At 66.6% G+C, this 26,301-nt stretch carries 27 protein-coding genes; 14 read left to right on the top strand and 13 right to left on the bottom strand.

The features are described 5' to 3' along the window. Positions 1-72: 72 nt before the first annotated feature. Genes trmB through BSP_RS03470 form a run of 3 tightly spaced genes read right to left on the bottom strand, consistent with a single transcriptional unit; the run spans position 73 to position 1,623 of the window. A complete protein-coding gene (gene trmB, locus BSP_RS03480; RefSeq protein WP_054764480.1) occupies positions 73-789 on the bottom strand; it encodes a tRNA (guanosine(46)-N7)-methyltransferase TrmB in 717 nt (238 codons plus the stop codon). Positions 790-836: 47 nt separating this feature from the next. Then, the gene (locus BSP_RS03475) at positions 837-1,409 is read right to left on the bottom strand and encodes a cob(I)yrinic acid a,c-diamide adenosyltransferase (RefSeq protein WP_054764479.1); all 573 of its coding nucleotides are present in this window, start codon (positions 1,407-1,409) and stop codon (positions 837-839) included. Between the two features lie 13 nt (positions 1,410-1,422). Continuing rightward, positions 1,423-1,623: a twin transmembrane helix small protein gene (locus BSP_RS03470; RefSeq protein ID WP_152949312.1), complete on the bottom strand. Its 201-nt coding sequence runs from the start codon at positions 1,621-1,623 to the stop codon at positions 1,423-1,425. Positions 1,624-1,722: 99 nt separating this feature from the next. Between BSP_RS03470 and BSP_RS03465 the strand changes: the two genes are divergently transcribed. Next, positions 1,723-2,874, top strand: coding sequence for a hypothetical protein (locus tag BSP_RS03465; protein ID WP_152949311.1), 1,152 nt, complete (start codon positions 1,723-1,725; stop codon positions 2,872-2,874). Between the two features lie 19 nt (positions 2,875-2,893). Here BSP_RS03465 and polA read toward each other — a convergent pair whose 3' ends face one another. The 4 genes from polA to BSP_RS03445 form a co-directional block, all read right to left on the bottom strand. Next, positions 2,894-5,809 carry a DNA polymerase I gene (gene polA, locus BSP_RS03460; RefSeq protein ID WP_152949310.1) on the bottom strand — a complete coding sequence of 972 codons (2,916 nt, stop codon included), beginning with the start codon at positions 5,807-5,809 and terminating at the stop codon, positions 2,894-2,896. A gap of 38 nt (positions 5,810-5,847) precedes the next feature. Next, complete coding sequence (locus tag BSP_RS03455) at positions 5,848-6,483, bottom strand: DUF6655 family protein (RefSeq protein ID WP_054764475.1); 636 nt, start codon at positions 6,481-6,483, stop codon at positions 5,848-5,850. Further along, complete coding sequence (locus tag BSP_RS03450; RefSeq protein WP_152949309.1) at positions 6,483-6,923, bottom strand: VOC family protein; 441 nt, start codon at positions 6,921-6,923, stop codon at positions 6,483-6,485. The genes BSP_RS03455 and BSP_RS03450 overlap by 1 nt, the downstream gene beginning before the upstream one ends. 70 nt (positions 6,924-6,993) lie before the next feature. After that, the gene (locus BSP_RS03445) at positions 6,994-7,233 is read right to left on the bottom strand and encodes a zinc-finger domain-containing protein (protein ID WP_054764473.1); all 240 of its coding nucleotides are present in this window, start codon (positions 7,231-7,233) and stop codon (positions 6,994-6,996) included. Between the two features lie 106 nt (positions 7,234-7,339). Between BSP_RS03445 and BSP_RS03440 the strand changes: the two genes are divergently transcribed. Continuing rightward, positions 7,340-8,314, top strand: a complete 975-nt coding sequence (locus tag BSP_RS03440) for an ABC transporter ATP-binding protein (RefSeq protein WP_152949308.1) — start codon at positions 7,340-7,342, stop codon at positions 8,312-8,314. A gap of 65 nt (positions 8,315-8,379) precedes the next feature. Here BSP_RS03440 and BSP_RS03435 read toward each other — a convergent pair whose 3' ends face one another. Next, positions 8,380-9,561 carry an ROK family protein gene (locus tag BSP_RS03435; protein WP_054764471.1) on the bottom strand — a complete coding sequence of 394 codons (1,182 nt, stop codon included), beginning with the start codon at positions 9,559-9,561 and terminating at the stop codon, positions 8,380-8,382. A 40-nt stretch (positions 9,562-9,601) separates the two neighbouring features. Then, complete coding sequence (locus BSP_RS03430) at positions 9,602-10,480, bottom strand: DUF6528 family protein (RefSeq protein WP_054764470.1); 879 nt, start codon at positions 10,478-10,480, stop codon at positions 9,602-9,604. 72 nt (positions 10,481-10,552) lie between these two features. Between BSP_RS03430 and BSP_RS03425 the strand changes: the two genes are divergently transcribed. Next, positions 10,553-13,222 carry a TonB-dependent receptor gene (locus BSP_RS03425; RefSeq protein ID WP_054764469.1) on the top strand — a complete coding sequence of 890 codons (2,670 nt, stop codon included), beginning with the start codon at positions 10,553-10,555 and terminating at the stop codon, positions 13,220-13,222. On the opposite strand, the gene BSP_RS03420 is transcribed toward BSP_RS03425, so the two are convergent. Both BSP_RS03420 and BSP_RS03415 read right to left on the bottom strand, forming a co-directional pair. After that, positions 13,219-14,094: an alpha/beta fold hydrolase gene (locus BSP_RS03420; RefSeq protein ID WP_054764468.1), complete on the bottom strand. Its 876-nt coding sequence runs from the start codon at positions 14,092-14,094 to the stop codon at positions 13,219-13,221. The genes BSP_RS03425 and BSP_RS03420 overlap by 4 nt on opposite strands. Before the next feature lie 69 nt (positions 14,095-14,163). Beyond that, a complete protein-coding gene (locus BSP_RS03415; RefSeq protein ID WP_054764467.1) occupies positions 14,164-14,673 on the bottom strand; it encodes an HAD-IIIA family hydrolase in 510 nt (169 codons plus the stop codon). Between the two features lie 310 nt (positions 14,674-14,983). Here BSP_RS03415 and BSP_RS03410 point away from each other — a divergent pair, with 310 nt between their 5' ends. The 9 genes from BSP_RS03410 to pnp all read left to right on the top strand — a co-directional run bounded on the left by BSP_RS03410 (position 14,984) and on the right by pnp (position 23,169). Beyond that, on the top strand, positions 14,984-16,141 hold the full coding sequence (locus tag BSP_RS03410) for a DegT/DnrJ/EryC1/StrS aminotransferase family protein (RefSeq protein WP_152949307.1): 1,158 nt from the start codon (positions 14,984-14,986) through the stop codon (positions 16,139-16,141). Between the two features lie 3 nt (positions 16,142-16,144). Further along, entirely contained in the window at positions 16,145-17,077 is a 933-nt protein-coding gene (locus BSP_RS03405; RefSeq protein ID WP_152949306.1) for a Gfo/Idh/MocA family protein, read from the top strand. Positions 17,078-17,124: 47 nt separating this feature from the next. Continuing rightward, on the top strand, positions 17,125-17,637 hold the full coding sequence (locus BSP_RS03400; RefSeq protein WP_152949305.1) for a hypothetical protein: 513 nt from the start codon (positions 17,125-17,127) through the stop codon (positions 17,635-17,637). A gap of 77 nt (positions 17,638-17,714) precedes the next feature. Next, positions 17,715-18,392 carry a DUF2459 domain-containing protein gene (locus BSP_RS03395; RefSeq protein ID WP_152949304.1) on the top strand — a complete coding sequence of 226 codons (678 nt, stop codon included), beginning with the start codon at positions 17,715-17,717 and terminating at the stop codon, positions 18,390-18,392. A 65-nt stretch (positions 18,393-18,457) separates the two neighbouring features. Beyond that, positions 18,458-18,910: a 30S ribosome-binding factor RbfA gene (gene rbfA, locus BSP_RS03390; RefSeq protein WP_152949303.1), complete on the top strand. Its 453-nt coding sequence runs from the start codon at positions 18,458-18,460 to the stop codon at positions 18,908-18,910. After that, on the top strand, positions 18,907-19,422 hold the full coding sequence (locus tag BSP_RS03385) for a hypothetical protein (protein ID WP_152949302.1): 516 nt from the start codon (positions 18,907-18,909) through the stop codon (positions 19,420-19,422). Before rbfA ends, BSP_RS03385 begins: the two co-directional genes overlap by 4 nt. Then, a complete protein-coding gene (truB, locus tag BSP_RS03380) occupies positions 19,422-20,351 on the top strand; it encodes a tRNA pseudouridine(55) synthase TruB (protein ID WP_152949301.1) in 930 nt (309 codons plus the stop codon). The genes BSP_RS03385 and truB overlap by 1 nt, the downstream gene beginning before the upstream one ends. Before the next feature lie 80 nt (positions 20,352-20,431). Continuing rightward, complete coding sequence (gene rpsO, locus BSP_RS03375) at positions 20,432-20,701, top strand: 30S ribosomal protein S15 (protein ID WP_152949300.1); 270 nt, start codon at positions 20,432-20,434, stop codon at positions 20,699-20,701. Between the two features lie 245 nt (positions 20,702-20,946). Then, the gene (gene pnp / locus BSP_RS03370; RefSeq protein WP_152949299.1) at positions 20,947-23,169 is read left to right on the top strand and encodes a polyribonucleotide nucleotidyltransferase; all 2,223 of its coding nucleotides are present in this window, start codon (positions 20,947-20,949) and stop codon (positions 23,167-23,169) included. 69 nt (positions 23,170-23,238) lie between these two features. Here the strand turns inward: pnp and BSP_RS03365 are convergent, their stop codons facing one another. Further along, the gene (locus tag BSP_RS03365; protein ID WP_152949298.1) at positions 23,239-23,613 is read right to left on the bottom strand and encodes a hypothetical protein; all 375 of its coding nucleotides are present in this window, start codon (positions 23,611-23,613) and stop codon (positions 23,239-23,241) included. 61 nt (positions 23,614-23,674) lie between these two features. Further along, entirely contained in the window at positions 23,675-24,400 is a 726-nt protein-coding gene (gene rph / locus BSP_RS03360) for a ribonuclease PH (RefSeq protein WP_152949297.1), read from the bottom strand. 106 nt (positions 24,401-24,506) lie between these two features. Here rph and hrcA point away from each other — a divergent pair, with 106 nt between their 5' ends. Then, positions 24,507-25,559 (top strand): heat-inducible transcriptional repressor HrcA, encoded by a 1,053-nt coding sequence (gene hrcA, locus BSP_RS03355; RefSeq protein ID WP_054766799.1) that lies wholly within the window; start codon positions 24,507-24,509, stop codon positions 25,557-25,559. Beyond that, positions 25,556-26,194 carry a nucleotide exchange factor GrpE gene (gene grpE, locus BSP_RS03350; protein ID WP_152949296.1) on the top strand — a complete coding sequence of 213 codons (639 nt, stop codon included), beginning with the start codon at positions 25,556-25,558 and terminating at the stop codon, positions 26,192-26,194. Before hrcA ends, grpE begins: the two co-directional genes overlap by 4 nt. Positions 26,195-26,301 lie beyond the last annotated feature (107 nt).

Here is a 26,301-nt window from a genome sequence, read left to right as displayed (position 1 = left end):
GAGGTTAAACGGGGGGCTATGAGGGGGCTAGGTAGATACCCTTATGCGACAATCAGCCCCGCACAAGTTCCCTCAGGCCGCCTTCTGATATTCCAGGAAGATCGGCGCGGTGTCGCCCAGTCGCTTTTCCTCATAGCGGGTGATCACATGGTCCGACGGGGCGACATGCCAGTCGGCCTCGGCCGCTCCGATCCGCTTCAGCCCCGGCGCCCTCTCCAATCGCTCCAGCGTCCATTCCGCATAGTCGCGCCAATCGGTGACGAACCGCAGCGTCCCGCCGGGCTTCAGAATGCGGGCGAAGGCCTGGGCCGTCTCGTCCTGCAACAGGCGGCGCTTGTTGTGCCGGGCCTTGTGCCAGGGATCGGGAAACAGGATCAGCACCCGATCGACCGAGGCGTCGGGAAGGACCTCGACCAGGTCGCGCGCGTCGTCGGCGTGGATGCGGACGTTCTCCAGCCCGCCTTCCTCGACGTGGCGCAGGGCCGAGGCGACCCCGTTCAGAAAGGGTTCGCAGCCGATCACCAGAACGTCCGGCCGCCGCGCCGCCTGGGCCGCCATATGTTCGCCCCCGCCGAATCCGATCTCCAGCCAGACCTCGGCGGCGTTGGGCATCAGAGTCTGCGGGTTCACCGGTCCCGCCTTCGGGTCCGGCACGGCGATCCGTGGGAGCAGCGTCTCCATCAGGGCGGCCTGACGCGGCTTGATCGGGCGAGCCTTGATGCGGCCGAACGACCGCAGCGGCCGCTCCAGATGCGGATTGTCGTCCTCGGGGGGCAGGTCGGTCTTCATCCGCCTGCCGTTAGCCGTCCGGAACCCCGGCGTCCATAAGCGACGCCTCAGCGCGTGGCGCCCGGCTTCCACTTGACGTCATTGGCGCCGTTAGCGTTGGCGCGGCGCCCGGCGACGAACAGATGGTCCGACAGCCGGTTCAGATAGCGTAGGGCCGCGCCGTTGACCGCCTGCCCCGCCTCGACCAGACGCACGGCGTCCCGCTCGGCGCGACGGCACACGGTGCGCGCCACATGCAGATGGGCCGACAAGGGCGAACCGCCGGGCAGGATGAAACTGTCCAGCGGTTTCAGGCTCTCGTTCATCCAGTCGATCTCCTGTTCCAGCCGCTCGACCTGGCTGTCCAGAATTCGCAGCGCCTCCCAGGCCGGGGGCGGGTCCAGCGGCGTGGCCAGATCGGCCCCCAGGTCGAACAGTTCGTTCTGGATCCGCCCCAGCATGGCGTCGATCCGGTCGTTCTGGCCGCTGCTGAGCCGGGCCACCCCCAGGACGGCGTTCAGTTCATCCACCGCCCCATAGGCCTGGACCCGCAGATCGGTCTTAGACACCGGCGCACCCGAGGCCAGCCGCGTCAGGCCCTCGTCCCCAGTCTTGGTGTAGATCTTGTTCAGCGTCACCATGGACGACCTCCGGTCAAGACGCCGTCGCCTTCCACAGCATGCCGATCACCAGAAGCAGGACCGCCAGGGCCTGAAACCCGACCCGCCAGCGCATCAGCCGGTTGGAATGGCTGCGCGCATAGGCGCCGCCGCGAAACAGGGAATACAGCCCCAGGCCCAGCGTCACCGTCACGGCGGCGATGGCGAGGAGGATCAGAATGTCCAGCATCTGCATGGACATCCTTTTAGGCGTGTCGCGCTTCCGGCGCCAGCATCGGTCGAATTGGCCGCCAGCTAAGCCATTGGTGACGATTTGTGGTGCAAGGTGCCGGGCATGACCGATCGCGCCGTCCGAAATCTCGATCACCTGAGGGGCTCGGCCTCCACCGCCCGCGTGCTGAACCTGCTGAAGGTGTGGGAAGAGAACGGCGACAGCCGGGCAGACGGCGCCCTGCGCAATCCCGACTGGGCCGCACGCCCGATCTTCCGCACCCCGGTGCTGAACCGATCCCTGATCATCAAACACCGGCTCCGACGCAACGAGACGGACCTGTTCACCGGCCGTCGCCATGTGGCGACCAAGGTGATCATTCCGATCGACGACGAGGATCTGAAGACCGGCGGCCGCTATGTCTTCGTCAATCAGATCGGCTTCGAACGGATGATGATGGAATCGTTCGGCGTCCCCGCGACCCACGCGGACATCGTCACCCTGCGCCAGATCGACCGCCTGCCGTCGCTCGACCCCTTTTTGCTTCGCGAACAGCTGCGCCGGTGCGGCCTGGAGCCGGCGCCCTGCTATTTCTCGATCAGCGAGAGCGATCTTCAGCGGATGACCACCTTCGTCCGGGGCGAGATCGAACCCCTGGTCAGCCTCAGCCTGGGCGCAGGCAACAGCGAAGCCGCCGATTCAGCGGCGCGGATGACGGCCAAGATCCTGTCCAACACCCCTGGCGACCAGCTGGAGGCCCTGCGCGAGACCCTGCGTCTGGCCCCGGAACAGTATCAGGAAGGGGTCTTCTGCTGGAAAGGCTTCCTCTACTACAAATGGACCCTGTCGACCCTGCTGGGCGAGGTGGCGGCCGTCGCCGAGGCGGTGCGCACCATCAAGCCGGTCGGTAAGGTCGATCGACAGGCCCGCGAATATCTGGACCGCAGCCGCGCCGTCCTGCGGGGCCGCATCATTCGCACCTGCGACGAGGTCAGCCGCACCCTCAGCGTCTATGACGACGCCTACGCCCGGCTGACGCGCGAGGGCAAACCCATCGCCTTCCGCGACTTCCTGCTGGACGCCCCGTCGATGTTCGCCCGCCTGGGCGACCAGCTGGGCGCGGTCCAGCACATCGTCAGCTATTGGCGTTTCCGCTTCGGCGCCGGCGCCCATCCGGCGGGGGTGGCCGAGCTGCTGGACATTTTCATGGACTTTGAAACCGGCCTTCTGGGGCGCGGCGAAAGCCCCGACGACATCATCGTCCTGGCGGCCTGAACGCCGCCGCGCCGGCGTCTCAGTGCGCCTCGTCCCAGTTGGGGGCGGCGCGGGCGTCGACGACCAGGGGCACGGTCAGGGCGACGGCGGGGTCCGAAGCGGTTTCCATGACCCGCTTGATGACGGGAATGGCGCGCTCAGCCTCCGCTTCTGGAGCCTCGAACACCAGTTCGTCATGGACCTGCAGCAGCATGCGGGTCTTCAGCCCCGCCTGGGCCAGGGCTGCGGGCATGCGGATCATGGCGCGGCGGATGATGTCGGCGGCGGCGCCCTGGATGGGGGCGTTGATGGCGGCGCGCTCGCCGAACTGGCGTTCGGCGCCCGATTTCGAGTGTATGGCGGGGATGTGGATCCGACGCCCGAAGACGGTGGAGACGAAGCCGGCCTGGCGGACCTCGGCCTTGGTCCTGTCCATATAGGTTCGGATGCCGGGGAAGCGGTCGAAATAGGTCTTGATGTATGCGCCGGCCTCGCCCTGATCGATGCCCAGCTGGGCGGCCAGGCCGAAGGCGGAGATGCCGTAGACGATGCCGAAATTGATGGCCTTGGCGCGGCGGCGGGTCTCGGACGGCATGCCCTCGACGGGGACGCCGAACATTTCGCTGGCGGTGGCGGCGTGGATGTCCAGCCCGGCCTTGAAGGCGCGTTTCAGCTCGGGGATGTCGCCGATATGGGCCAGAAGGCGCAGTTCGATCTGGCTGTAGTCGGCGCTGATCAGCAGATGGCCGGGGGCGGCGATGAAGGCCTGGCGGATTTCGCGGCCGGTCTCGGTGCGTATGGGGATGTTCTGGAGGTTGGGATCGCTGGAGGCCAGACGGCCGGTCGAGGCGGCGGCCAGCTGATAGGAGGTGTGGACGCGGTCGGTCCGGGGGTCGGCGGCGGCGATCAGGGCGTCGGTATAGGTGCCTTTCAGCTTGGACAGCTGTCGCCAGTCCAGAAGGACACGCGGCAGGGCGTGGGTCTGGGCCAGGTCCTCCAGAACGCTGGCGTCGGTGCCCCACTGGCCGGAGGCGGTCTTCTTCCCGCCCGGCAGATTCAGCTCGCCGAACAGGATGTCGCCGATCTGGCGGGGAGAGCCGATGTTGAAGGGACGGCCCGCAATCTCATGGGCCTGGGTCTCCAACTCGGCCATGCGCAAGCCGAATTCGCTCGACAAACGCTTGAGGCGGTCGGGATCGATGCGGACGCCGGCGGTCTCCATCTCGGCCAGGACGGCGGGCATGGGCCGTTCAAGGGTCTCATAGACGGTGGACAGGCCCTCGCGCGCCAGCCGGGGCTTTAGAATGCGCCACAGACGCAGGGTGACGTCCGCATCCTCGGCGGCGTAGGTGGTGGCCGACTTCAGAGCGACGTGCTTGAAGGATTTCTGGCTCTTGCCGGTCCCCGCCACGCTCTTGAAGGGTATCGGCTCGTGGCCGAGGTGGAGCCGCGCCAGCTCGTCCATCCCGTGACCGTGCAATCCGCCTTCCAGCACATAGGAGAGCAGCAGGGTGTCGTCATAAGGCGCGACCCGGATTCCGCGCCGCGCCATGACCGCCAGATCATATTTGGCGTTCTGCAGCACCTTCAGGACCGACGGGTCTTCCAGCAGCGACTTCAGCTTCGTCAGGGCCGTCGCCTTGTCCAGTTGCTGAATAGGCTCGCGCGGCTCGCCCGCTTCCCCGAACAGCCCGCCCTCGCCCGCCTGGGGCTCATGCTCATGGGTCAGGGGGATGTAGCAGGCCTGGTTCGGCCCGACCGCCAGGGATACGCCGCACAGGCCCGCATGGGTCGCTGACAGGGCGTCGGTCTCGGTGTCGAAGCCGACCACACCCGCCTCAGTCGCCCGCGCGATCCAGCGGTCCAAAGCCTCTTCGGTCTGGACGCATTCATAAGCGTCGAGATCGAAGGACTGCGCCTCGACCGGCCCGTCCGCCGTCTGGCCATAGCGGGGCGCCGCCACCGGGGCGTTCAGATTGGGCGTGCGTTTGGGCGCGAAGGCGGAGGTTTCGCTGGGCCCCGCCTTGCCGTCTCCGACCCGACGCTGCAGCGACCGGAACTCCATCTTGTCCAGAAAGGCCGACAGGGTCTCAGGATCGGGATCGCGCACGGCGAAATCCTCGATCGGCTCCGGCGCCGGCGCATCGCAGGTCAGGCGGACCAGTTCGCGCGACAGGCGGATCTGGTCGGCGAAATTGATCAGGGTCTCGCGGCGTTTAGGCTGTTTGATCTCCCCAGCCCGCGCCAGCAGGGTGTCCAGGTCGCCGTATTCGTCCAGCAACTGCGCCGCCGTCTTCGGGCCGATGCCGGGCGCGCCCGGCACATTGTCGACGCTGTCGCCGATCAGGGCCTGAAGATCGACCATCTTTCCCGGCCCGACGCCGAACTTTTCGAACACCTCGGGCTCGGCCAGACGCCGATCCTTCATCGGATCCCACATGACTACGCCGCCGCCGATCAGCTGCATCAGATCCTTGTCGGAGCTGACGATCACCGCCTCGCCTCCGGCGTCGCGGGCCTTGCAGGCATAGGTGGCGATCAGATCGTCGGCCTCATAGCCGGGCAGCTCGACGCAATGGACGCCGAAGGCCGCCGTCGCCTCGCGCACCAGAGGAAACTGCGGCACCAGATCCTCGGGCGCCGGCGGGCGGTGGGCCTTGTACTGGTCGTACAGGTCGTTGCGGAAGGTCTTTTCCGAATGGTCGAAGATGGCGACCAGATGGGTGGGGCCGTCGGCGCCCTTCATGTCCTTCAGCAGCTTCCACAACATGTTGCAGTAGCCCTGGACCGCCCCCACGGGCAGGCCGTCCGACTTTCGCGTCAGGGGCGGAAGGGCGTGATAGGCGCGGAAGATATAGGCCGAGGCGTCAATCATCCACAGCCGCAGGGCGGGTCCGTCCTGGGTGAGCGGGCGGTCCTGGGAGGGGGCGGCGTCGGAAGCGGAAGCGTCGGTCATGGCCGGAACATAGGCGGCCCGAGCCGCCGCGTCAGCCGTCAGAATTCCGTCCAGCTCGATCCCGGATCGCGCTGACCCGGCTGCGCCTGTTGCTGGCCCCAGGTCACGATCATGAACAGCTTGTGGCTGCGAATCCGGTACTGTCCGATCATCGGCAGAACCGCGCCCAAGGGCGCTCCGGTCTTGGCCTCATAGAGAAAGCCGGAGAATTCGGCCACGCCCGCCCGGTCGCGATTGCTGTAAACCGACAGCTCCGGCAGCGAGACGACGTTGAAGTTCTCGTTGATCGGAATCCGCATTTCGGGAATGCCGAAGACGCGGCGCATCTGCTCCAGCGCCAGGGCGCCGGTGCGGATTTCGAACACGGCGTCGGCGTCCTCCCGGGTGCGGGTCAGCCGATAACCGGCGTCCGACAGGGCCCCGCGGATTGCGCTGATGGCGTAGCGGGAGTTTTCGGTCTGGAAATAGGTCTCATCGACAAACACGGTCGCGCCGGTCGGAAGCGGCAGGGACAGGCCCTCCACCGCCTTGTCTGCGGCCCGGGCCAGCAGCAGGTTTTCGGTCGCCGTGCGGCCGATGTTGGATTCCGTGGTTGAGGCGCAGGCCGAGGCCAGAAGGGCTGTCATCGAAAGGGCGGCGACGAGGCGCGCCGACGTCGCGCGAAATCCGCCCATCACCAGCTCCCCGTATTGGGCATGGACGCCCAGGGCTCGGCCGGCGTCAGGGGCGGACCGTCCTGAAGCAGTTCGATCGAAATACCGTCCGGTGAGCGGACGAAGGCCATATTGCCGTCGCGCGGCGGTCGGTTGATCACCACGCCCCCGTGCATCAGCCGCTGACAGGCGGCATAGATGTCATCGACCTTATAGGCCAGATGTCCGAAATTGCGGCCGCCCTGATAGGTTTCCGGGTCCCAATTATAGGTCAGTTCCAGCTCAGGCGACCGTTCCGCCGCCGACTGCTCCAGATTCTTGGGCGCCGCCAGAAAGACCAGGGTGAAACGTCCCGCTTCATTCTCGGTGCGACGCACCTCCTGAAGCCCCAGCAGATCGCAGTAGAAATGCAGAGAGGCGTCGAGGTCGCGAACGCGGACCATGGTGTGCAGATAGCGCAACTCTGTCTCTTTTCAGTTCAAAGGCGGGGTCGAGCGTCTCTTACAGCGGCTGAGCGGCCAAACCGCAGCCTCAGTGCGCCTCGGCCGCGCGGGCGGCGGGGCTCAGATATTCGCTTTCGTCATGCGGCTGGGCCGACAGGACGAAGCGACGGTCGCAATAGCCGCATTCGACGAAATCATCCTCGCCCATGTCCATATAGACCAGCGGATGGCCCAGGGCGCCGCCGCCGCCGTCGCAGGCGACACGCTTTGTCGAGACCACGATCTCTTCGGGGGGCGGAATGATCGCATCGGGGTGGCGGGGCGGCATTATTCGGCTCGTGTCTTGGCGAGGAGGCGTCGGACGCATACCTATGCGGCCCATTCGGCGGCGTCAAACCGCCGCGCCCCTTCCTGTCCGATCAAAGCCCGACCGAATGACCGACCCCACCACCCTGCCCGACAACGCCATTGAGGTGCGGGGGCTCAAAAAGACCTACGCCGGCTCCAAGAAGGCCGCCCCCAAGACCGCCCTGCACGGCGTGGACCTGGCGGTGAAACGCGGGTCCGTCTTCGGACTCCTGGGCCCGAACGGCGCCGGCAAATCGACCCTGATCAACATCCTGGCGGGGGTGGTCAAGAAGTCCGAAGGGACCGTTACCATCTGGGGCCGCGACATCGACAAGGAGCCGCGTGACGCCGCCGCCGCCTTGGGCGTGGTGCCTCAGGAGATCGTCGCCGACGTCTTCTTCACCCCGCGCGAGTCGCTGGAGGTTCAGGCGGGCTTCTACGGCGTGCCCAAGAACGAACGCCGTTCCGACGAGCTCCTGGCGGCCCTGGGCCTGTCGGACAAGGCCAACGCCTATGTCCGCGCCCTGTCCGGCGGCATGAAGCGTCGCCTGATGGTGGCCAAGGCCCTGGTCCACAATCCGCCTATTCTGATCCTGGACGAGCCGACGGCGGGGGTGGACGTCGAACTGCGCCGTCAGCTCTGGGCCTATGTGCGCCAGATCAACGCCGAGGGCGTGACCATCGTCCTGACCACCCACTATCTGGAGGAGGCCCAGGAGCTGTGCGACACGATCGCCATCGTCAATCGGGGCCGGGTGGTGGCCTGTGAGCCCACGCCCCAGCTGCTGCGCCGGCTGGACAGCCGCAATGTGGTGGTCACGCCCGAGACGCCGCAGCAGACCCCCCCGGTCCTGAACGGCTTCCAGGTCGCGCCGCGGGCGGGCGGAGCCTTCGCCGTGACCTATAAGAAGGGGCAGTCGTCGGTGGAGCAGGTGATCAATGCGGTCCGCGCCGCAGGCGTCACCATCGCCGACATCACCACCGAGGACCCCGACCTGGAGGACGTCTTCCTAGCCCTGACCTATGGGGACGCCAGTCAGGTCGATCCGACCAGGGACTAGAAGGGGGCGAAGACAATCAGACGACGGCGCCGAACGGCCCGCTCATGAAGGGGGCCGGTTAGAGGTCAAGAACCGGCGGATTCGTGCGACGCGAGCGAGAAAAAGGCGGCTCGCAAAGGGAGTGCGGCGGCCCCCGCCGCCGAGGCGTCGCCAAGGATCGGCGACGCCTCGACCTTCGGGACAGGGCGGCAATGCCCGCGACGTTGCGGGTTGGTGAAGCGCAGCCGTTCGATCAGGCGAAGAGCCAGGGCGTGAGGCAGCCGCCCGCCCAGGACGATCCCGCCGGGATCCAGCACGCCCGATATGGCGGAAAGCACCAGGTTTAGCGGCTGTTCCGCCGCGTCCAGCCACTGGTCGATGATCGGATGATCGGCGGGGAAGTCGGCCAGAAGGTCGCCGAGCGACGCCCACCGGTCGCCGTCGCCAGCCTGCATCATCCGGAGCAGGGCGGTCAGATTGGGTTGGAACCAGTCAACGGGTATGACAGAGGCGAACTCGCCTGCATTGCCGTTGTCGCCGCGCAGGGGTTCGCCTCGCACGACGACGCCACCGCCGAATCCTGCCGAGAAGTACAGATAGGCGAAATTGTCCAACCGGCGCCCGACGCCGAACATGGCCTCGCCGATGGCCGCCGCCGTGCCGTCGTTCTCGATCCACACCGGGCCGTCGAAGGCCTTGGAGAGAATCCCGTCCAACGGTTGAAGGGCCCAGGCGTCCAGCGCAGGCGGCGGGTTGAGGCGGGCCCCGTCACCGATGAAATATCCCGTCACGGCGGCGCCGACGCCGATCCTTTGAGAGGCGGACACGCCCGCCTGGGTTTCCAGATCTCTGACGAGCTTCTGCATCTCGGCGATGGCGGCCGTCAGGGACACGTCGCGGATCGGGATCTGGCGACGGGCCAGGATCGAGCCGCTCAGATCCATGACGGCTGCGGCGACGGCGTCGGTCATGACGGAGACGCCGACCGCGTGAAGCGCCTTTGAATTGAGACTCACGGGAAGACCCGGCTTCCCACGACCTGCCACGACGGGCGCGCCTTCGATCAGCAGGTCGCGCTGCAAAAGAGATTCGACCAACCGAGCGATCGACTGTTCCGTAAGCTCAGTGGCGCGCGCCAGTTGCGCGCGCGTCATCGGCCCGTCCCGGCGCAGCAGGGACAGCAGCCGACGTTCGTTGGCCGTCGCCGTGCGTACGCCGTCCTCACGCAGGAAACGCGGCGCGATTGATCCGTAACCGACTCCCACCATAGAGGGATGCATAGCGGAAACGGCCAGCCAAGCACCTACCTTATGGTCGGGGCGGCGCAGGAATCCACCGCACCTTGTACAAATGCATGTCGTTGATCGGGACACGGACGACGCGGCCGTCTTGCATGACCGAGAAGCCGAACGCCCACCAACGTTCCTCAGCCTTGACCCAGGCCAGACGACCCTCGGCGTCGACGTCGACGGATTTGACCTGCAGCGCAGGATTCAGCGGCTCCAGAGCCTTGAAGGCGTTGGCTTCGGGATCGAAGCGCCAGGCTCCGTCGTGGGTCGTGACCAGATAATCCGATCCGTCGGCTGCCCTGGACAGATCATGTCCGTCGCGGGCGCCGGGCAGCGTCCACCGCGCCGTCTCCTGAAGTCGCGGCTCGTCACCCTCCCAATCCACCAGGGCGAAGGCCTGGATGGTGTCGTGCGATAGGGCGAAGAGACGTTGACGCTCTGCGTCCCAAACCGCCCCATGACCCGACGGCAATGGCAGGCTGAGAACCGGCTTTTCGCCGTCCGTGAGATCGTAAACGTTCAGTCGATCACCCCTGTCGTGAATCGAGAGCGCCACGGCGATGCGATCGCCGGGCAGGACGGCGGCCGAATGCGCCATGGGCGCTTCAGCGCGAAAAAGCACGTCTCCAGACGCACCGTCCAGCAGTACCACGCCCCCCGTTGAGGCTGTGATCAGCACACGACCATCGGCGACGGGCTTGCACTCATCGATCTTTTCCAAGAGCCCCGCGCGAAACCCCTGCGGCAGGTTTTCGGCCTCCGAGGCGTCCCAGCGCCAGGTCTCGCGCGGTCCTTCGGCGGCGAGTTCATAGCGCCGGACCTGATCATCTCCACAGGCCAGAAGGGCGGGCGAAGCGGAGAGCGCCGATGCGAGGGTGAAGAGGGCGGAGAGGATCATGGAGGCTCCTGAAAGTGACCCGGAACCTATAACGACGGATCATGTCATAAATATCTCACTATGAGTGAGTAAATGGAGCGCATCCCGATCACGGAGGCCCACATGTCGGTTCGCCACTCTTCGCTTCGTCAACTCTGGTTGGCGTCCACCGTTCTCTTCGCAACGCCGACGGTGGCCCAGACGGTCCCGACCGCTCCCGCCGCCCAGTTGGATGAGATCGTCGTCACCGGGGTTCGACTACAGGCGCAGAACGAAATCTCGATGAAGCGCACGGCCGCGATCATCTCGGATTCGATCAGTTCGGACGAAATCGGCAGCTTGCCGGACTTTGGTCTGGGCGAGGCGCTCGAACGGGTTCCAGGGGTCTCGACGGTTCAGAACAATGACCGCGGCGAAGCGCAGTTCTTGTCCATTCGCGGCTTGAACGCCGATTACAATCTGGTCCAGGTCGATGGGGTCGCCCTTCCGGCCAACGAACTCGGGCGCCGCAACGTTTCGCTCGACGTCATCCCCTCGTCGCTGGCGCGGCGGGTCGATGTCTCCAAGTCCGTGACCCCGAACATGAACGGAAACGCCATCGGCGGCGCGGCCGACCTCGTGACCCGCAGCGCCTTTGACGGACGCGGCGATCTGTTCATCGCTGGACGGTTCGATATTGGCGTTTGGGACAACGAACGGCATTTCAGAGACGGCGGACCGTCCGGTCAAGGCGAGGTCGTGGTCTCCAACACCTTCGGGCCCAACAACCGATTTGGCTTCGTCGTGTCGGCGAGCCGCTATATCCGCGATTCTTCGTCACTGAACTCGGCCGTCGACAACTATAGTTTCTTTGATCCGGTCACCCATGCGCGACTGGCTGTGACGGCGCCGGGTCTGGATACGGCGGACGTCGCGCCTCAGCGTCGTCGTTGGCTGGCCTACGACAACGTGCGTAAGCGAGAGGGCGTGTTCGGCAAGTTCGAATACCGTCACGGCGGCCTGGAGGCGCGCCTCACGGCGGCGGACTTCACCCATACCAACGATGAGGACCGCCAGAGCAACATCCTGATCGCGAACGGCAATCCGGTATCGGCCAGCATTTCCGCCACGGGGGGAAGCGTGACTTCCGCCAACGCCCAAGTCGATCTGGTCCAATATGACCAGGCGCGCGGCATCCGATATGTCGATTTCCGGGTGCGCTGGGCGCCCGGCGCGCGTCAGTTCGTCGACTTCGGCTTGAACGACGCCGTGGCCACCTACCGCCAGGACGCGCATCTGGCGACTTATCGCATCGCCAATACGACGAACCTCGCCTTCACCTATGAGATCGAGCGGGGCGCGTTTCCTTATTTCGACGTGGCCAACCCGGCCTTCGCCTTCGATCCCGCCAACTACCGGCAGTTTGAATACGGCACGACGCTGGACGACGCCCGCGAACAGGCCAAAACCGCGCATCTCGACTGGGGGTTCAACGTCGATCGAAGCGACCGCGGCCTGGGTCTGCAGATAGGCGCCTATGCGCGTCGCCTTGAGCGCAGCTACGATAGGGGCGTTGACAACCACCGGCCGCTGAGCTCCAGCGACTATCGCCTGTCCGCAGTAGGCCGGTTGTCCGACTACTCGCCCTTCAATGCGCGGGGGACACGAATTCTGATCGTTGATCCAGGCTTGGCCCGGGCGTTCTTCGAAGCCAACCGAGCGGGTTTCGCGGCGACCCCGACGAATGCGGCCGGCAGCATCTCCGCCGACTATGACATCGACGAGGATATTGACGCGGGCTACGCCATGGCGCGGTTCGGCGCCGATCGCCTCACCGTCTCAGGCGGCCTGCGCTACGAGCACACGAAACTCCGGTCCGGTTCCGCCGCCCTGACCGCCGGCGCCTACCTTTATGGCGTTCAGGAGACAGACTATGACGACTGGCTTCCGTCATTCCAGGCCAACTACGATCTGACCGAAAACCTGAAAGTCCGCGCCGCCTGGAGCCGGACCATTGGGCGGGCCAACTATGACGACCTCGCTGCGCGCGAAGTGCGGACGGTCAACACCGAGGGCGACTACACCATTCAGGGCGGCAATCCCTTTCTCAAACCGCGCCGGTCGAATAACGCGGATCTGAGCCTGGAATATTACGCGGGCCGTGACACCATGGCCTCGGTCGGCGTTTTCGAGAAGGATGTTTCGGACGAGATCATCGTCCTGCGGTCCACGGCAGACGAAATCATCGACGGCTCGCTGGAATCCGTCACTCGCGTACGTCCCGTCAACGCTGGCGACTTCAAGGTCCAGGGGATCGAGTTCAACCTGGTGGTTTCGCGCATGGACTTCCTGCCGACCCCGTTCCAAGGGTTAGGGGTGTCCGCCAATCTGACGTTGTTGGACGGGACGCCGCCCAGTGTCGCCATGAGCGACTTCACGCAACGTCGCCTGCCGGGGCTGTTTGAAAGCGCCGACCGGGTCGGCAACCTCAAGGTCTTCTACATCTCAGGCCCCTTCACGGTGCAGGGCGCCTGGAATCATGTCGGCGACATGCTCTATTCGGTGTCCAGCAGCGACCCGCTGCAGGACCGGATCGTTGAAGCCAATGACAGGTTCGACGCCCAGGCCCGGTATCGCCTGAGCCGGAACCTCACGCTCGTCGCCCAGGCCAAGAACCTGACCAACGAACGCCGCCGCAGAATGTTCGGCCCCGGCTTCGGCCTCTTGCGCGAGGAGCTCGACAACGGCCGCGCCTTCTACGCCGGCGCATTGTTCAGGTACTAGTCCAGCTCAGCCAGAAATTCGAAAATGGCCGCCTTGGCCTCCGGCTCGTCCAGCATGGGGGCGTGGCCGATCTGGGGAACCTCGACATAGGCCATGTCCGGCGCCGCCTTACGCATGCGCGCGGCGATGTCGGCGCTGAGCAGGTCCGAGACGCCGCCGCGCACCAGCAGGGTCGGCCGGTTGCGGGCCAGCCGCCGGAACATGGGCCACAGATTGGGAACCAGGGCCTTGGCGCCCGCCGCCCGGATGGGCACGGAGATGTCGGGATCATAGTCCAGGCCGATCTCGCCGTCCGGCCCCTGGCGGAAGATGCGTCGCGCGAAGGCGTCCCAGTCCGCATCCGAATAGTGGGGGAAGGCGACGGCGTTGATCCGCTTCGCATAGGCCGCCGCGTCCGCCCAGCTGTCGATCTCGACCGGCTGTCCGCTGTAGGCGGCGATGCGCGACAGACCCTCGGGCGCCACTTCCGGGCCGATGTCGTTCAATATGGCGGCGACCACCGCCTTCGGCCGCAGGGCGGTCAGGGCCATGGTGATCAGCCCGCCCATGGAGGTGCCCATGAAGACCGCCCGGCCCACGGCCGCCTGGTCCATCAGCGCCAGCACGTCGGCCGCATAGACGTCCGGTCGATAGGTCATCGGATCGGGCGCGCGGTCCGACAGTCCGCGTCCGCGCACATCGACCGCCAGGACCCGCCGCCCGCTCTGGGCCAGAAGCGGGGCTATCGCTTCGAAGTCGGCGCTGTTTCGCGTCAGCCCGTGGATGGCGATGACCGGCGGCCGCGCCGGGCCGGGGCCGGGCGCATAGTCGCGGGCGAACAGATCCAGGCCGTCCGGCGATTTCCAGCGACGTTCGACATAGGCGGCGGCCATAGTCACGGGCGGTCTCCTTGAACCGAGAAGCCGCCACAGTAATTCACCGCGCGACGAATTGCGATGGCGTCAGCCGCCGAGCAACTCCTTCACAAAGACGTCCAGGTCGCCGCCCTCGAACAGAAAACCCGAGACCCCGGCGGCTCGGGCCGCCGCCATGTCGGTCTGCTGGTCGCCGATCATGAAGGACCGCGCCGGATCGATCTGGTGATCCGCGATCGCCCTCAGCAGCATGCCGGGGTTGGGCTTTCGGTCAGGGTGATCCGGATGGCGATAGCGTTCGTCCTGGGCGTCGGCATGGAAGGGACAGGCGTAGACGGCGTGGATCACCGCCCCGTCCTGGGCCAGCCGTCTGGTCAGCAGACCGTTGAACGCATGCATCTGATCTTCGCTGAACAGACCGCGCGCGACGCCCGACTGGTTGGTGACGATCACCGCCAGATAGCCCAGTCGATTCAGCCGGCGCACCGCGGCCGAGGCGCCGGGAATCAGTCTCAGATGTTCAGGCAGATGCGGATAGCCCGAATCCTCGATCAGAACCCCGTCGCGATCCAGAAAAACCGCGGGAACACCAGTCATGCGTCTTGTCTCGAACGTAGCCGTATCGACGCCGCAAGGCGCGGCGCAAAGGGACGGTTAGAAAAGGAACCTGGCTTAGGATGAGGACAGGCCGGCGCCAAGAGCGGTCGAACGCCGCCCTAGAGCATGATCGTTTCAGGCGGAACCGCGTAGCGGTTCCTCCTCGACGGATCAGGCTCTAACGTTGCAAAGGGCAACGCGAAGTGACGCAGCCCCGTTTGGCCCCTGGGACCGATCTTGCTAGGAGGGCGGCCACCCTCGCGGCCGATCCGTCGGTCCGCCGCCCCCGAATCACGTGGAGAGCGCCCGCATGATCCCCTTCATCGACCTCCAGGCCCAGCGCCTGCGCCTCGCCGGCAAGATCGAGGCCGCCGTCCAGGAGGCCGTCGTCGGCGGCGCCTGGGTCATGGGGCCCCAGGTCCGTCAGTTCGAGGCCGACCTCGCCGTCTTCGGCCAGGCCAAGCACGCCCTGGGCTGCGCCAACGGCACGGACGCCCTGGCCCTGCCGCTGATGGCCTGGGGCGTCGGACGCGGCGACGCGGTCTTCGTGCCCAGCTTCACCTTCGCCGCCACCGCCGAGGTCGTGCCCTGGTTCGACGCCGAGCCGGTCTTCGTCGATGTGGACGCCAACACCTACAACATGGATCCGGCCGCCCTGGAGCGCGCCGTCGAAGCAATCAAGGCCGAGGGCCGCCTGACCCCGCGTGTGGTCATCGCCGTCGATCTGTTCGGCCAGCCGGCGGACTATCCGGCGATCAGGGCGATCTGCGACAGGCACGGGCTGAAGCTGATCTCGGATTCGGCCCAGGGTTTCGGCTGCACCGTCGGCGGCGAGCATCCGCTGAAATGGGCCGACATCACGACCACCAGCTTCTTCCCGGCCAAGCCCCTGGGCTGCTACGGCGACGGCGGGGCGGTTCTGACCAATGACGACGAACTGGCCCAGCTGATCGATTCCGTCCGGGTGCACGGCAAGGCCGTGGCGGTGGACCTGAAGGACCGCGTCTTCGATCACGACCCCAAATATCTGAACATGCGCATCGGCCTGAACAGCCGTCTGGACACGATCCAGGCCGCAGTCCTGATCGAAAAGCTGAAGGTCTTCGGCGAGGAGATCGAATGGCGCAACCGCATCGCCGCCCGCTACAATGAAGGCCTGCGCCCCCACGTCGCCAAGGTTCCCGACGTCCCGGCGGGCAATGTCTCCAACTGGGCGCAGTACACGATCGAACACCCCGACCGCGACGGCCTGATCGCCCATCTGAAGGCCCATGACGTGCCGACCGCCGTCTATTATCCGATCCCGCTGCACCTGCAGCCGGCCTATGAGCGCTTCCCCCAAGGCGCCGGGGGCCTGCCCGTCACCGAGCGGCTGAAGGACGTCGTCGTCAGCCTGCCCATGCACTCGGACCTGGACGAGGCGACCCAGGACCGGATCATCGCCGCCGTCGCCGGCTACAAGGGCTGAACCATGCCGAACACCCCTGCCCTCAAATTCGGCGTCGCCGGCGTCGGCGTCATGGGCCGCAACCATGCGCGTGTCGCGGCCGAGATGCGCGAGTTCGACCTGACCACGGTCTTCGATCCCGACGCCGTCGTCGCCGAGGGCGTTGCGGCCGCCTATGAGGCGACCCCGGTCACGACGGCCCAGGCCTTCGTCGACGCCGGCCTGGACGCCGCCGTCGTGGCCACCCCCAACCGCTTCCACGCCGAGGTCGGCGTGGCCCTGCTGGAAAAGGGCGTCCACGTTCTGGTCGAAAAGCCCATCGCCGCCACCGTGGCCGACGCCCAGCGGATGATCGACGCCGCCCGCGCCAATGACCGCGTCCTGATGGTCGGCCAGGTCGAGCGGTTCAACCCGGCCGTCGAGACGGTCAAGCGGGCCGTCGCCGACGACGAGATCATCTCCATCCAGATCACCCGCGTCGGCCCCTTCCCGCCCCGCATGGGCGAGGTCGGGGTGGTCATCGACCTGGCGGTTCACGACATCGACATCATCCGTCACCTGACCGGCTCGGAAATCACCGAGGTCCAGCCGCAACTGGCCCGCACCCGCGCCGAGCGCGAGGACACGGCCCTGCTGCAGTTCCGGCTGGACAATGGGGTGATCGCCCACATCACCACCAACTGGGTCACCCCCTACAAGACCCGCACCCTGCAGGTGGCCACCAAGACCAAGTTCGTCGTCGCCGACCTGATCACCCGCCAAGTCACCGAATATTTCGGCCAGCAGCCTGACGGTTCCTATTCGACCAAGATGCTGAACAGCTGGCCCGCCGAACCGCTGAAAAAGGAGCTTGAGGCCTTCGCTCGCGCCATCCACACGGGCGAGACCCCGGCGGTCACGGGCGAAGACGGCCTGCGCAATCTCGAGGTCGCGCTGCGCTGCCTGGGCGAACACTGATCGGGACGAGGCCTAAAGTCGCCGCAATGGAGAGGAAGGAAGGAGGCATGCGCACGCCCCTCGCCGCCCTTTCCGTCGCCCTGCTGACCCTGTCGGCGGCCGCCCCTGCCCATGCCGACACCCGCTATTTCTCCTACAACGCCACAGATCGGATCACCCAGGCCCTCACCAAGGGGATCACCCTTCAGGTGCGGCGCGGCCTGTTCGGCGCCGTCGCCATAGAGCGGCTGTTCTCGACCACCGCCCGTGGCTCGGCCGACCTGGCGCGCGGCGGCCCCGATGCAGCCCGGCGGATCCTGCCGGAGGACGCCCGAGGCGCGGACCTCTATGAAGTGCAGCAGGTCGGCGACGGGCGCGGTCTGGCCCGCGCCCTGTGTCCGGGGGCCGACCAGGTCTGGCTGGCGGCAAGCCGCATCCGCGCGCCACGCCCCCTGACCTTGAACGCAGTCGGTCGCTGGGCCGACGGGACCCACCGTCATTGCGTGACCCTGACCTATGAATGGCGTGGAGAGTGGCAGACGGCGCCGGCCTCCCCCTTCGCCGACGCCCCCGGCGCCTGATCCGGCGAACCCGCCTTCCAACCGCACCGCTTGATCGCCTAGTCTGGCGATCGACCGAACCTTCGGAGATGACGGCGATGCGATGGGCCCTGCCCCTGGTTGTTTTAGTCGGCCTTGTCGCCGCCCTTCTGACTTGGACCCGCCTCGGTCCGGCCGCGCCGCCGGCGACCGAGGCCCCGATCGTGATCTATTTGCTGGACAACGGCTTCCATTCCGATCTGGCCCTGCCCCGCGCCGCGCTTGAACGACGAGGCGGCGCCCTGGGACGGGCGGTTGAGACCCTGGCGCCGGGTGACTGGATTCTGGTCGGCTGGGGCGACGCCCGATTCTATGTCGATCAGAGCCCGATCTCCGACCGCCTGCCCGACGGCGCGCGCGCCTTCTTCCGGCCCGGCAATCCGTCCGTCGTCATGTTGGACCCGGAGGCGGACGACCCGCGCGCGCGACACGCCCCCGATCGGCGGGCCGCCCTTCATCTGACGCCCGTCGCCTTCGACCGGATGGCGGATCGGATCGAGGCGTCGCTGGACCTGTCGAGCGGCGCGCCCCGCGTCGCCGCCGCCCGCCCCGGCGACGACGCCCGCTTCTTCGCCAGCCGCGAAACCTTTTCCATCCTGCATCTTTGCAACCACTGGACGGCCGGCGTCCTGAACGCCGGCGGCGTGACGATCCGCCCCGCGCGGTCGATCTTTTCCAGCGAGGTGATGCGGTCCGTCCGGGCCGCAGAACTGGACACGGCGGTCCCACACGCCTAGACCGCCCGCCTTTCGCTTATCCGGCCGGGTCCGAACCCCGGCGGGCGATGAAGAAGGAGCGGCCGATGGCCCGTAAGCAACACACCCGAAATTCATCCGGCCTTGCCGGTCCCAGCCAGCGCCAGCTGCGCGCCGGCGAACTGATCCGCCACGCCCTGGTCGACATCCTGCGCGAGGAGGACATCCACGACGAGGCCCTGTCCGGGGTCTCGGTCACCGTGACCGAGGTCCGCCTGTCGCCGGACCTGAAACACGCCACCTGTTTCGTCGAGCCCCTGGGCGCGGGCGTGGAGACCGCCCCGGTCGCCGGCCATGAGAGCGAGATCATCAAGGCGCTGAACGTCCACGCCAAGTTCCTGCGCGGCCAGCTGGGCCGCCGGCTGGACATGAAGTTTACTCCCGACCTGAAGTTCCGCCACGACGAGAGCTTCGACGCCGCCAGCCACATTGACCGTCTGTTCGACGACCCCCGCGTCCGCGCCGACCTGGAACGCCGGGACGAGGACGAGGGCCAATGATCGTGTGGTGCGCCCGGTTCTCCACCTTAGCGCTTGCGGCTTTGGTGTCAGGATGCGGAAGCATCAAGGAAGGAAACCCTTTGCTACTGCCTCTCGCTATACCCGTGATCGTCGGGGCCGAGGCGGCGATGATGCTCGGCAACCCGAACAACGGTGCGTCCCGCATAGAATTTCTTCCCCCAACCTGGGATCCCTTCGTCGGCGATGGTGCTTGGACAGACTCTCGTGGGCAGCGCCTGATCGTCGGCGATGGTCGCGTTCGCGCTGAATTCAAGAAGTGCATCTTAACCGCGCGCCTCGCTGGAGCACGCACAGCGACCGACCGATCCGGACTTCAGTATCCTCTCGAAGAAGTCGTCCTCACGTCCAATGCTCAGGATGGATGTCAAAATTGGCCGGTTCCCGCAAAGGTCGATATCGAGATGTGGCGGACTCCGGGCTATCAAGACGAAATCCAGGTGAGTTTTTCTAACCTGGGGCTGACAATGATCTATTATCCGAAGGGCAAGTGATGGGCCGTCGGAAGAAGGGCGACGTCGTCGACGGCTGGGTCTGCCTGGACAAGCCGTTCGAGATGGGATCGACCGAGGCGGTCAGTCGCATCCGCCGCCTGTTCAACGCCCAGAAGGCCGGTCACGCCGGGACGCTGGATCCCCTGGCCAGCGGCATCCTGCCCATTGCCCTGGGCGAGGCGACCAAGACCGTGCCGATGATGATGGAGGCGAAGAAGGTCTATCGCTTCACGATCAATTGGGGCGTCTCGACCGACAGCGTGGACCGGGAGGGCGAGATCATCGCCCGCTCCGACGTGCGCCCGCCCCTCGACCAGGTGAAGGCCGCCTTGCCGGCCTTCGTCGGCGAGATCGACCAGACCCCGCCGCGTTTCTCGGCCATCAAGGTGGACGGCGCCCGCGCCTATGATCTGGCCCGCGACGGAGTGGATTTCGAACTGCCGTCCCGGCGGGTGGTCATCCATTCGGCCGAGGCGACGGCCGCGCCGGACGCCGATCATGTCGAGATCCGCATCCTGACGGGCAAGGGCGTCTATGTCCGTTCGCTGGCGCGCGACCTGGCCCTGGCCCTGGGCGCGGAGGGTCATGTGTCAGCCCTGCGGCGCGAGCGGGTCGGGCCCTTCAGCACGGAAAACGCCGTCACTCTGGATTCTCTGGAGGAAATGGTGCATAGGGGCGCCGCCTCGGAAGGCTTGCTTCCCGTCGCGACCGCTCTGGACGACATCCCGGATCTGGCCGTGACGGAACAGGACGCCTTCTCGCTTCGGCAGGGACGACCGATCGTTCTGCTCCCCCGTCAGGTGGAAACCCTCAAGACCCGTCTGTCGGACGGCTCGCGAACGGTTTCAGCCTTCCAGGGCCAGACCCTCGTCGCCCTCTGTCAGTTGCGGGCCGGCCGGTTAGAACCCGACCGCGTTTTCAACCTCTAGGCCCGGGCCATTCGGCAAGGGCCGAGACCCCACGGCCTCAAGCAGCGCGAAGCGCGATAGGCCAAGAAAGGACTCCTTCGATGTCGATCACTGCTGAACGCAAGAACGAAATCATCGCCGACAACGCCCGCACCGCCGGCGACACCGGCTCGGCCGAGGTTCAGGTCGCGATCCTGTCGGAGCGCATCGCCAACCTCACCGAACACTTCAAGACGCACAAGAAGGACAACCACTCTCGCCGTGGCCTTCTGAAGATGGTGTCGCAACGCCGCCGTCTGCTCGACCACCTGAACAAGGTCGACGCCGACCGTTATCAGGCGCTCATCGCCAAGCTGGGCCTGCGTCGCTAAGGGCGCGGCTCCGTGTAAGACTGTATGACGAGGCGCGGGCGGTCACGTCCGCGCCTCGTTGTGCGATTAGAACCGACCTGCGCGCCGCAGGACTTTAACGGCGCAGACGCGAGGGCCGAGCCGGTCCTCACCCGGGTCTCCGCGATGGCGCGGCGACCTTTGGATCGAAGGACTGAACGCCGACGCATCCGCCCAATGATGGGACCCCGCACGGAATACGCCGTCCGGGATACGAAAGACGAAATATGTTCGATATCAAACGCAAGACGATCGAGTGGGCCGGACGCCCGCTGACTCTGGAGACGGGCCGCATCGCTCGCCAGGCCGACGGCGCCGTGCTGGCGACCTACGGTGAGACCGTGGTTCTGGCCACCGTCGTCTACGGCCGTTCGCCCAAGCCGGGCCTGGATTTCTTCCCCCTGACGGTCAACTACCAGGAAAAGACCTTCGCCGCCGGCAAGATCCCGGGCGGCTACTTCAAGCGTGAAGGCCGTCCGACCGAGAAGGAAACCCTGGTTTCCCGCCTGATCGACCGCCCGATCCGCCCCCTGTTCGTCAAGGGCTTCAAGAACGAGACCCAGGTCGTCGTCACCGTGTTGCAGCACGACCTGGAGAATGATCCGGACGTCCTCGGCATGGTCGCCGCCTCCGCCGCCCTGACCATTTCCGGCGTGCCCTTCATGGGTCCGATCGGCGCCGCCCGCGTGGGCTTCATCGACGGCGAACTGGTGCTGAACCCGACCCTGGACCAGATGGAAGGCTCCGACCTGGATCTGGTGGTCGCCGGCACCCAGGACGCCCTGATGATGGTGGAATCCGAGGCCAAGGAGCTGTCGGAAGAGACCATGCTGAAGGCCCTGATGTTCGCCCACGCCGGCATGCAGCCGGTGATCGACGCCATCATCGATTTGGCCGAACACGCCGCCAAGGAGCCGTTCGACTTCCAGGCCGAAGACCATTCCGACGTCGTCGCCGCGATCAAGAAATTGGTCGGCGAGGAGATCAAGGCCGCCTACGCCCATCCGGGCAAGTACGAGCGCCGCTCGGGCGTCGACGCCGCCAAGAAGAAGGCCGCCGAAGCCCTGGTCAAGACCGACGACAAGCCCGAGGGCGTCGACAGCTCCAAATTCTCGGCCGCCTTCAAGGAATGCGAAGCCGACGTCCTGCGTCGCGACATCATCGAGAACGCTCACCGCGTCGACGGCCGCGCCCTGGACAAGGTCCGCGCCATCGTGTCGGAAGTCGGCGTCCTGCCGCGCACCCACGGTTCGGCCCTGTTCACCCGCGGCGAAACCCAGGCCCTGGTCGTCGCCACCCTGGGCACCGGCGAGGACGAGCAGTACATCGACAGCCTGCAGGGCACCTATAAGGAAAGCTTCCTGCTGCACTACAACTTCCCCCCCTATTCGGTGGGTGAAGCCGGCCGCATGGGTTCGCCCGGTCGTCGCGAAATCGGTCACGGCAAGCTGGCCTGGCGCGCCATCCGTCCGATGCTGCCCAAGAAGGAAGACTTCCCCTACACCATCCGCCTGGTCTCCGAGATCACCGAGTCGAACGGCTCGTCCTCGATGGCCACGGTCTGCGGTTCGTCCCTGGCCCTGATGGACGCCGGCGTTCCGCTGGTCCGTCCGGTCTCGGGCATCGCCATGGGTCTAATCCTGGAGCCGTCGGGCGAGTTCGCCATCCTGTCGGACATCCTGGGCGACGAAGACCACCTGGGCGACATGGACTTCAAGGTCGCCGGCACCTCGGAAGGCATCACCAGCCTTCAGATGGACATCAAGGTCCCCGGCATCACCGAGGAGATCATGAAACAGGCCCTGACCCAGGCCTCGGCCGGCCGCCTGCACATCCTCGACGAGATGTCCAAGGCCATGGACGCCCCGCGCGCCTCGCTGGGCGAGCATGCGCCCAAGATCGAAACCATCAAGATCGCGGTCGACAAGATCCGTGAAGTGATCGGTTCGGGCGGCAAGGTGATCCGCGAGATCGTCGAGAAGACCGGCGCCAAGGTCGACATCGCCGACGACGGCACGATCAAGATCGCCGCCAACGACCAGGAGAAGATCGACGCCGCCAAGGCCTGGATCCAGTCCATCGCCTCGGAACCGGAAGTGGGCGCCATCTACTCCGGCAAGGTGGTCAAGGTCGTCGACTTCGGCGCCTTCGTGAACTTCTTCGGCGCCAAGGACGGCCTGGTCCACGTGTCCCAGATTGCTCTGGAACGCGTCGCCAACCCGGCCGACGTCCTGTCGGAAGGCCAGGAGGTCAAGGTCAAGTTCCTGGGCTTCGACGACCGCGGCAAGACCAAGCTGTCGATGAAGGTCGTGGACCAGACCACCGGCGAAGACATCACCGACAAGATCAACGCCGAACGCGCCGAACGCGGCGAGGAGCCGCTGTCGGAAGACACCGGCGGCCGTCCCAAGCGCGAAGGCGGCGATCGCGGCCGTCGCCGTCGCGACTGAGCCTCGGCCTGAGGTTTGAGTGACGAAGGCCCCGCCGGCGACGGCGGGGCCTTTTTCATAACAGCCGTCTCAAGAGCGGCATTCGGCGGGCGGATCCTTGTCCCACAGCTTGCAGGACCGGTCGATCTCGCCCCGGATCAGGGCGCAGGGATTGTCGGCGTGGCAGGGCGGATGGGTGGCCGGGCTGACCTTGATGCAGCGCTCGACCAGACGCGCCGCCGCCGCCTCGCCGATATCCGCGCGGCATGCGGTCTGGGCTGCGAGGCCTCGTTCAGCGCCCGTATCGGGCTGATCCGAAGACGCCGGACCCGGAGCCGTCTCTGCTATGGTCTGCGCGCCCGAACCGGGGGCCGCAGCGGGCGCGGTCCTGTCCTCCCCGGACTGGCAGGCGGCGACCGCGAGGACGGCCGACAGGGCGAAACAGGCGGACAGGAAAGGGCGCATCGACATCTCCGGGCTGAGGGTCATAGCCACGATGACCCGCCTGTTGAACGCGCGAAACCCCTTAAGAGCGCACCGCCTCCAGCGCGGCCTTCTGCAGGGCGAACAGTTCGGCGCAGCCGGTCTCGGCCAGGGCGAACAGACGGTCGAACTCGGCGCGGGTGAAGCCGCGCTTTTCGCCCGTGGCCTGGATTTCGACGATCTGGCCCGAACCGGTCAGGACGAAGTTGGAATCGGCCTCGGCCTCGGAATCCTCTTCATAGTCCAGGTCCAGCACCGGAACCCCGTCGCAGACGCCGCAGGAGACGGCGGCCACCTGGTCCAGGATCGGGTCGGCCTTCAGCACGCCTTCGTCGCGCAGATAGTTCAGGGCCGAGGCCATGGCGACCCAGGCGCCGGTGATGGCGGCGGTGCGGGTGCCGCCGTCGGCCTGGATCACGTCGCAGTCCAGCACCACCTGACGCTCGCCCAACGCCTTCAGATCGACGACGGCGCGCAAGCTGCGACCGATCAGGCGCTGGATCTCCTGGGTGCGGCCCGTCTGTTTGCCGGCGGCGGCCTCGCGGCGGCCGCGGGTGTGGGTGGCGCGAGGCAACATGCCGTATTCGGCCGTGACCCAGCCCTGGCCCTTGCCGCGCATCCAGCCGGGGATGGTCTCCTCGACCGAGGCCGTCACCAGAACCTTGGTATGGCCGAAGCTGATCAGGCACGAGCCCTCGGCGTAGCGATTGACGCCGGTCTCGATGGTCACGGGACGCAGCTGGGCGTCGGTGCGTTGCGAATGGCGCATGAGATGAGTCCTTGGAAGCTGGGGCGGCGGTGATTATCCTGAAAACGTGAGCCTGTATGCCCCCAAAACCCCGCCGTTCGACGGCGGTCCGGCGACGGGCCAGTCTCTGGCGGGGCTGGCCGGGCTGGACGCGCGCGCGCGCGACATCTTCCGGCGCATCGTCGAGAGCTATCTCGAGACGGGCGAACCGGTCGGGTCGCGGACCCTGTCGCTGGGCGGCATCGCCCTGTCGCCGGCCTCGATCCGCAATACGATGCAGGACCTGACCCTGGCGGGCCTTCTGGCCTCGCCCCACGCCTCGGCGGGGCGGATTCCCACCCATGCGGGTCTGCGCCTGTTCGTCGACGGCCTCTTGGAGATCGGCGACCTCACCAAGGAGGAGCGGCGCGAGATCGACGCCCGCCTGGCCGGCCGGGGCCGCAATTTCGAGGCCGCCCTGGACGAGGCGTCCAATCTGCTGTCGGGCCTGGCGGGGGGCGCAGGCGTGGTCTCCAGCCCGGTGCGCGACGCCGGGGTCAAACATGTCGAGTTCGTGGCGCTTGGCGGCGATCAGGCCCTGGCGGTCATCGTCGCCGACGACGGCACGGTGGAGAACCGGATCATGACCCTGGCGGCGGGGGTCACCCCCTCGACCCTGACGGAGGCCTCCAACTTCCTGAACGCGCGGCTGCGCGGCCGGCCCTTCGCCGAGGCCAAGCGGGAAATGACCCAGGAGCTGGAGATCGCCCGGCGCGAGCTGGACCAGGCCGCCGCGCGACTGGTCGAGGACGGTCTTGCCGCCTGGTCCGGCGGGCCGGACCGCGAGCGGGCCCTGATCGTGCGGGGTCGGGCCAATCTGCTGCAGGACGGCGAAGGCCTGGCCGATCTGGAGCGGGTGCGGGTCCTGTTCGACGATCTGGAGCAGAAGGAACAGCTGATCGGCCTGCTGGACGGGGTGGATGCGGCCCAAGGGGTGCGGATTTTCATCGGCGCCGAAACCCGTCTGTTTTCACTTTCGGGTTCCGCCGTGATCGCGGCGCCCTATATGAGCGGCCGACAGCGGGTTCTGGGCGCCATAGGCGTCATAGGACCGGCGCGACTGAACTACGCCCGTGTCATTCCGTTGGTGGACTATACCGCCCGGGTGCTGGGCCGGATGCTGGACGGGAAAGAAACGTGAGCGACAAACCCCAGAACGACGATTTCAACGAACTGGACGCCGACATGGCCCAGGCCAACGCCGAACACGGGCTGGACGCCGATCCGTCCGACGCTCTGGCGCCGCTGGACGCCGTGATCGCCGAGCGCGACGAATGGAAGGACCGCGCCCTGCGCGTCGCCGCCGAGATGGAGAATCTGAAGCGCCGTTCGGAGGCCCAGCAGAACGACGCCCGCGCCTACGCCATCCAGCGCTTCGCCAAGGATCTGCTGGGCGTGGCCGACAATCTGGAGCGCGCCCTGATGGCCGCGCCCAAGGACGCCGAGGGCGCCACGGCCGGTCTGGTGACCGGTCTGGAAATGACCCAGAAGGCCCTGCTGCAGGCGTTCGAGACCAACGGTCTGAAACGGGTCGCCCCCGAGGCCGGCGAGGCCTTCAACCCCCATCTGCACCAGGCCATGATCGAACAGCCGTCGGACACGGTGCCGGGCGGGGCGGTGATCCAGACGATGCAGTCCGGTTTCGAACTCTTCGGCCGCACGATCCGCCCGGCCATGGTGGTGGTGGCCGCCAAGGGATCGGGCGCCCAGCCGTCAAACCCCTATGGCGGCGGCGGCGGCGAACCCCAGACTCACGCCTTCGACGGCAAGGCTTGATCACCGCCCTCCTCTGAGGGGGTTTGTGCTAGTGAATAGTGCTGGTGAGCGGCAGGTGAGCGAGGCGTTCGGCACGACGTTCGAGGCCGCACAATTCTCGCTCACCT

Origin of the sequence: Brevundimonas sp. Bb-A (genome assembly GCF_009394735.1) — a bacterium.
GTDB classification, from domain to species: Bacteria; Pseudomonadota; Alphaproteobacteria; order Caulobacterales; family Caulobacteraceae; genus Brevundimonas; species Brevundimonas aurantiaca.
Note: the sequence above shows the minus strand (reverse complement) of the source record. Positions and strands in the feature narration are given on the sequence as shown.

What these genes read in the sequence shown, in the direction of transcription:
- trmB (WP_054764480.1), bottom strand. Translation starts at nt 789, where the DNA reads ATGAAGACCGACCTGCCCCCCGAGGACGACAATCCGCATCTGGAGCGG.
- BSP_RS03475 (WP_054764479.1), bottom strand. Translation starts at nt 1,409, where the DNA reads ATGGTGACGCTGAACAAGATCTACACCAAGACTGGGGACGAGGGCCTG.
- BSP_RS03470 (WP_152949312.1), bottom strand. Translation starts at nt 1,623, where the DNA reads ATGCAGATGCTGGACATTCTGATCCTCCTCGCCATCGCCGCCGTGACG.
- BSP_RS03465 (WP_152949311.1), top strand. Translation starts at nt 1,723, where the DNA reads ATGACCGATCGCGCCGTCCGAAATCTCGATCACCTGAGGGGCTCGGCC.
- polA (WP_152949310.1), bottom strand. Translation starts at nt 5,809, where the DNA reads ATGACCGACGCTTCCGCTTCCGACGCCGCCCCCTCCCAGGACCGCCCG.
- BSP_RS03455 (WP_054764475.1), bottom strand. Translation starts at nt 6,483, where the DNA reads ATGGGCGGATTTCGCGCGACGTCGGCGCGCCTCGTCGCCGCCCTTTCG.
- BSP_RS03445 (WP_054764473.1), bottom strand. Translation starts at nt 7,233, where the DNA reads ATGCCGCCCCGCCACCCCGATGCGATCATTCCGCCCCCCGAAGAGATC.
- BSP_RS03440 (WP_152949308.1), top strand. Translation starts at nt 7,340, where the DNA reads ATGACCGACCCCACCACCCTGCCCGACAACGCCATTGAGGTGCGGGGG.
- BSP_RS03435 (WP_054764471.1), bottom strand. Translation starts at nt 9,561, where the DNA reads ATGGTGGGAGTCGGTTACGGATCAATCGCGCCGCGTTTCCTGCGTGAG.
- BSP_RS03430 (WP_054764470.1), bottom strand. Translation starts at nt 10,480, where the DNA reads ATGATCCTCTCCGCCCTCTTCACCCTCGCATCGGCGCTCTCCGCTTCG.
- BSP_RS03425 (WP_054764469.1), top strand. Translation starts at nt 10,553, where the DNA reads ATGGAGCGCATCCCGATCACGGAGGCCCACATGTCGGTTCGCCACTCT.
- BSP_RS03420 (WP_054764468.1), bottom strand. Translation starts at nt 14,094, where the DNA reads ATGGCCGCCGCCTATGTCGAACGTCGCTGGAAATCGCCGGACGGCCTG.
- BSP_RS03415 (WP_054764467.1), bottom strand. Translation starts at nt 14,673, where the DNA reads ATGACTGGTGTTCCCGCGGTTTTTCTGGATCGCGACGGGGTTCTGATC.
- BSP_RS03410 (WP_152949307.1), top strand. Translation starts at nt 14,984, where the DNA reads ATGATCCCCTTCATCGACCTCCAGGCCCAGCGCCTGCGCCTCGCCGGC.
- BSP_RS03405 (WP_152949306.1), top strand. Translation starts at nt 16,145, where the DNA reads ATGCCGAACACCCCTGCCCTCAAATTCGGCGTCGCCGGCGTCGGCGTC.
- BSP_RS03400 (WP_152949305.1), top strand. Translation starts at nt 17,125, where the DNA reads ATGCGCACGCCCCTCGCCGCCCTTTCCGTCGCCCTGCTGACCCTGTCG.
- BSP_RS03395 (WP_152949304.1), top strand. Translation starts at nt 17,715, where the DNA reads ATGCGATGGGCCCTGCCCCTGGTTGTTTTAGTCGGCCTTGTCGCCGCC.
- rbfA (WP_152949303.1), top strand. Translation starts at nt 18,458, where the DNA reads ATGGCCCGTAAGCAACACACCCGAAATTCATCCGGCCTTGCCGGTCCC.
- BSP_RS03385 (WP_152949302.1), top strand. Translation starts at nt 18,907, where the DNA reads ATGATCGTGTGGTGCGCCCGGTTCTCCACCTTAGCGCTTGCGGCTTTG.
- truB (WP_152949301.1), top strand. Translation starts at nt 19,422, where the DNA reads ATGGGCCGTCGGAAGAAGGGCGACGTCGTCGACGGCTGGGTCTGCCTG.
- rpsO (WP_152949300.1), top strand. Translation starts at nt 20,432, where the DNA reads ATGTCGATCACTGCTGAACGCAAGAACGAAATCATCGCCGACAACGCC.
- pnp (WP_152949299.1), top strand. Translation starts at nt 20,947, where the DNA reads ATGTTCGATATCAAACGCAAGACGATCGAGTGGGCCGGACGCCCGCTG.
- BSP_RS03365 (WP_152949298.1), bottom strand. Translation starts at nt 23,613, where the DNA reads ATGCGCCCTTTCCTGTCCGCCTGTTTCGCCCTGTCGGCCGTCCTCGCG.
- rph (WP_152949297.1), bottom strand. Translation starts at nt 24,400, where the DNA reads ATGCGCCATTCGCAACGCACCGACGCCCAGCTGCGTCCCGTGACCATC.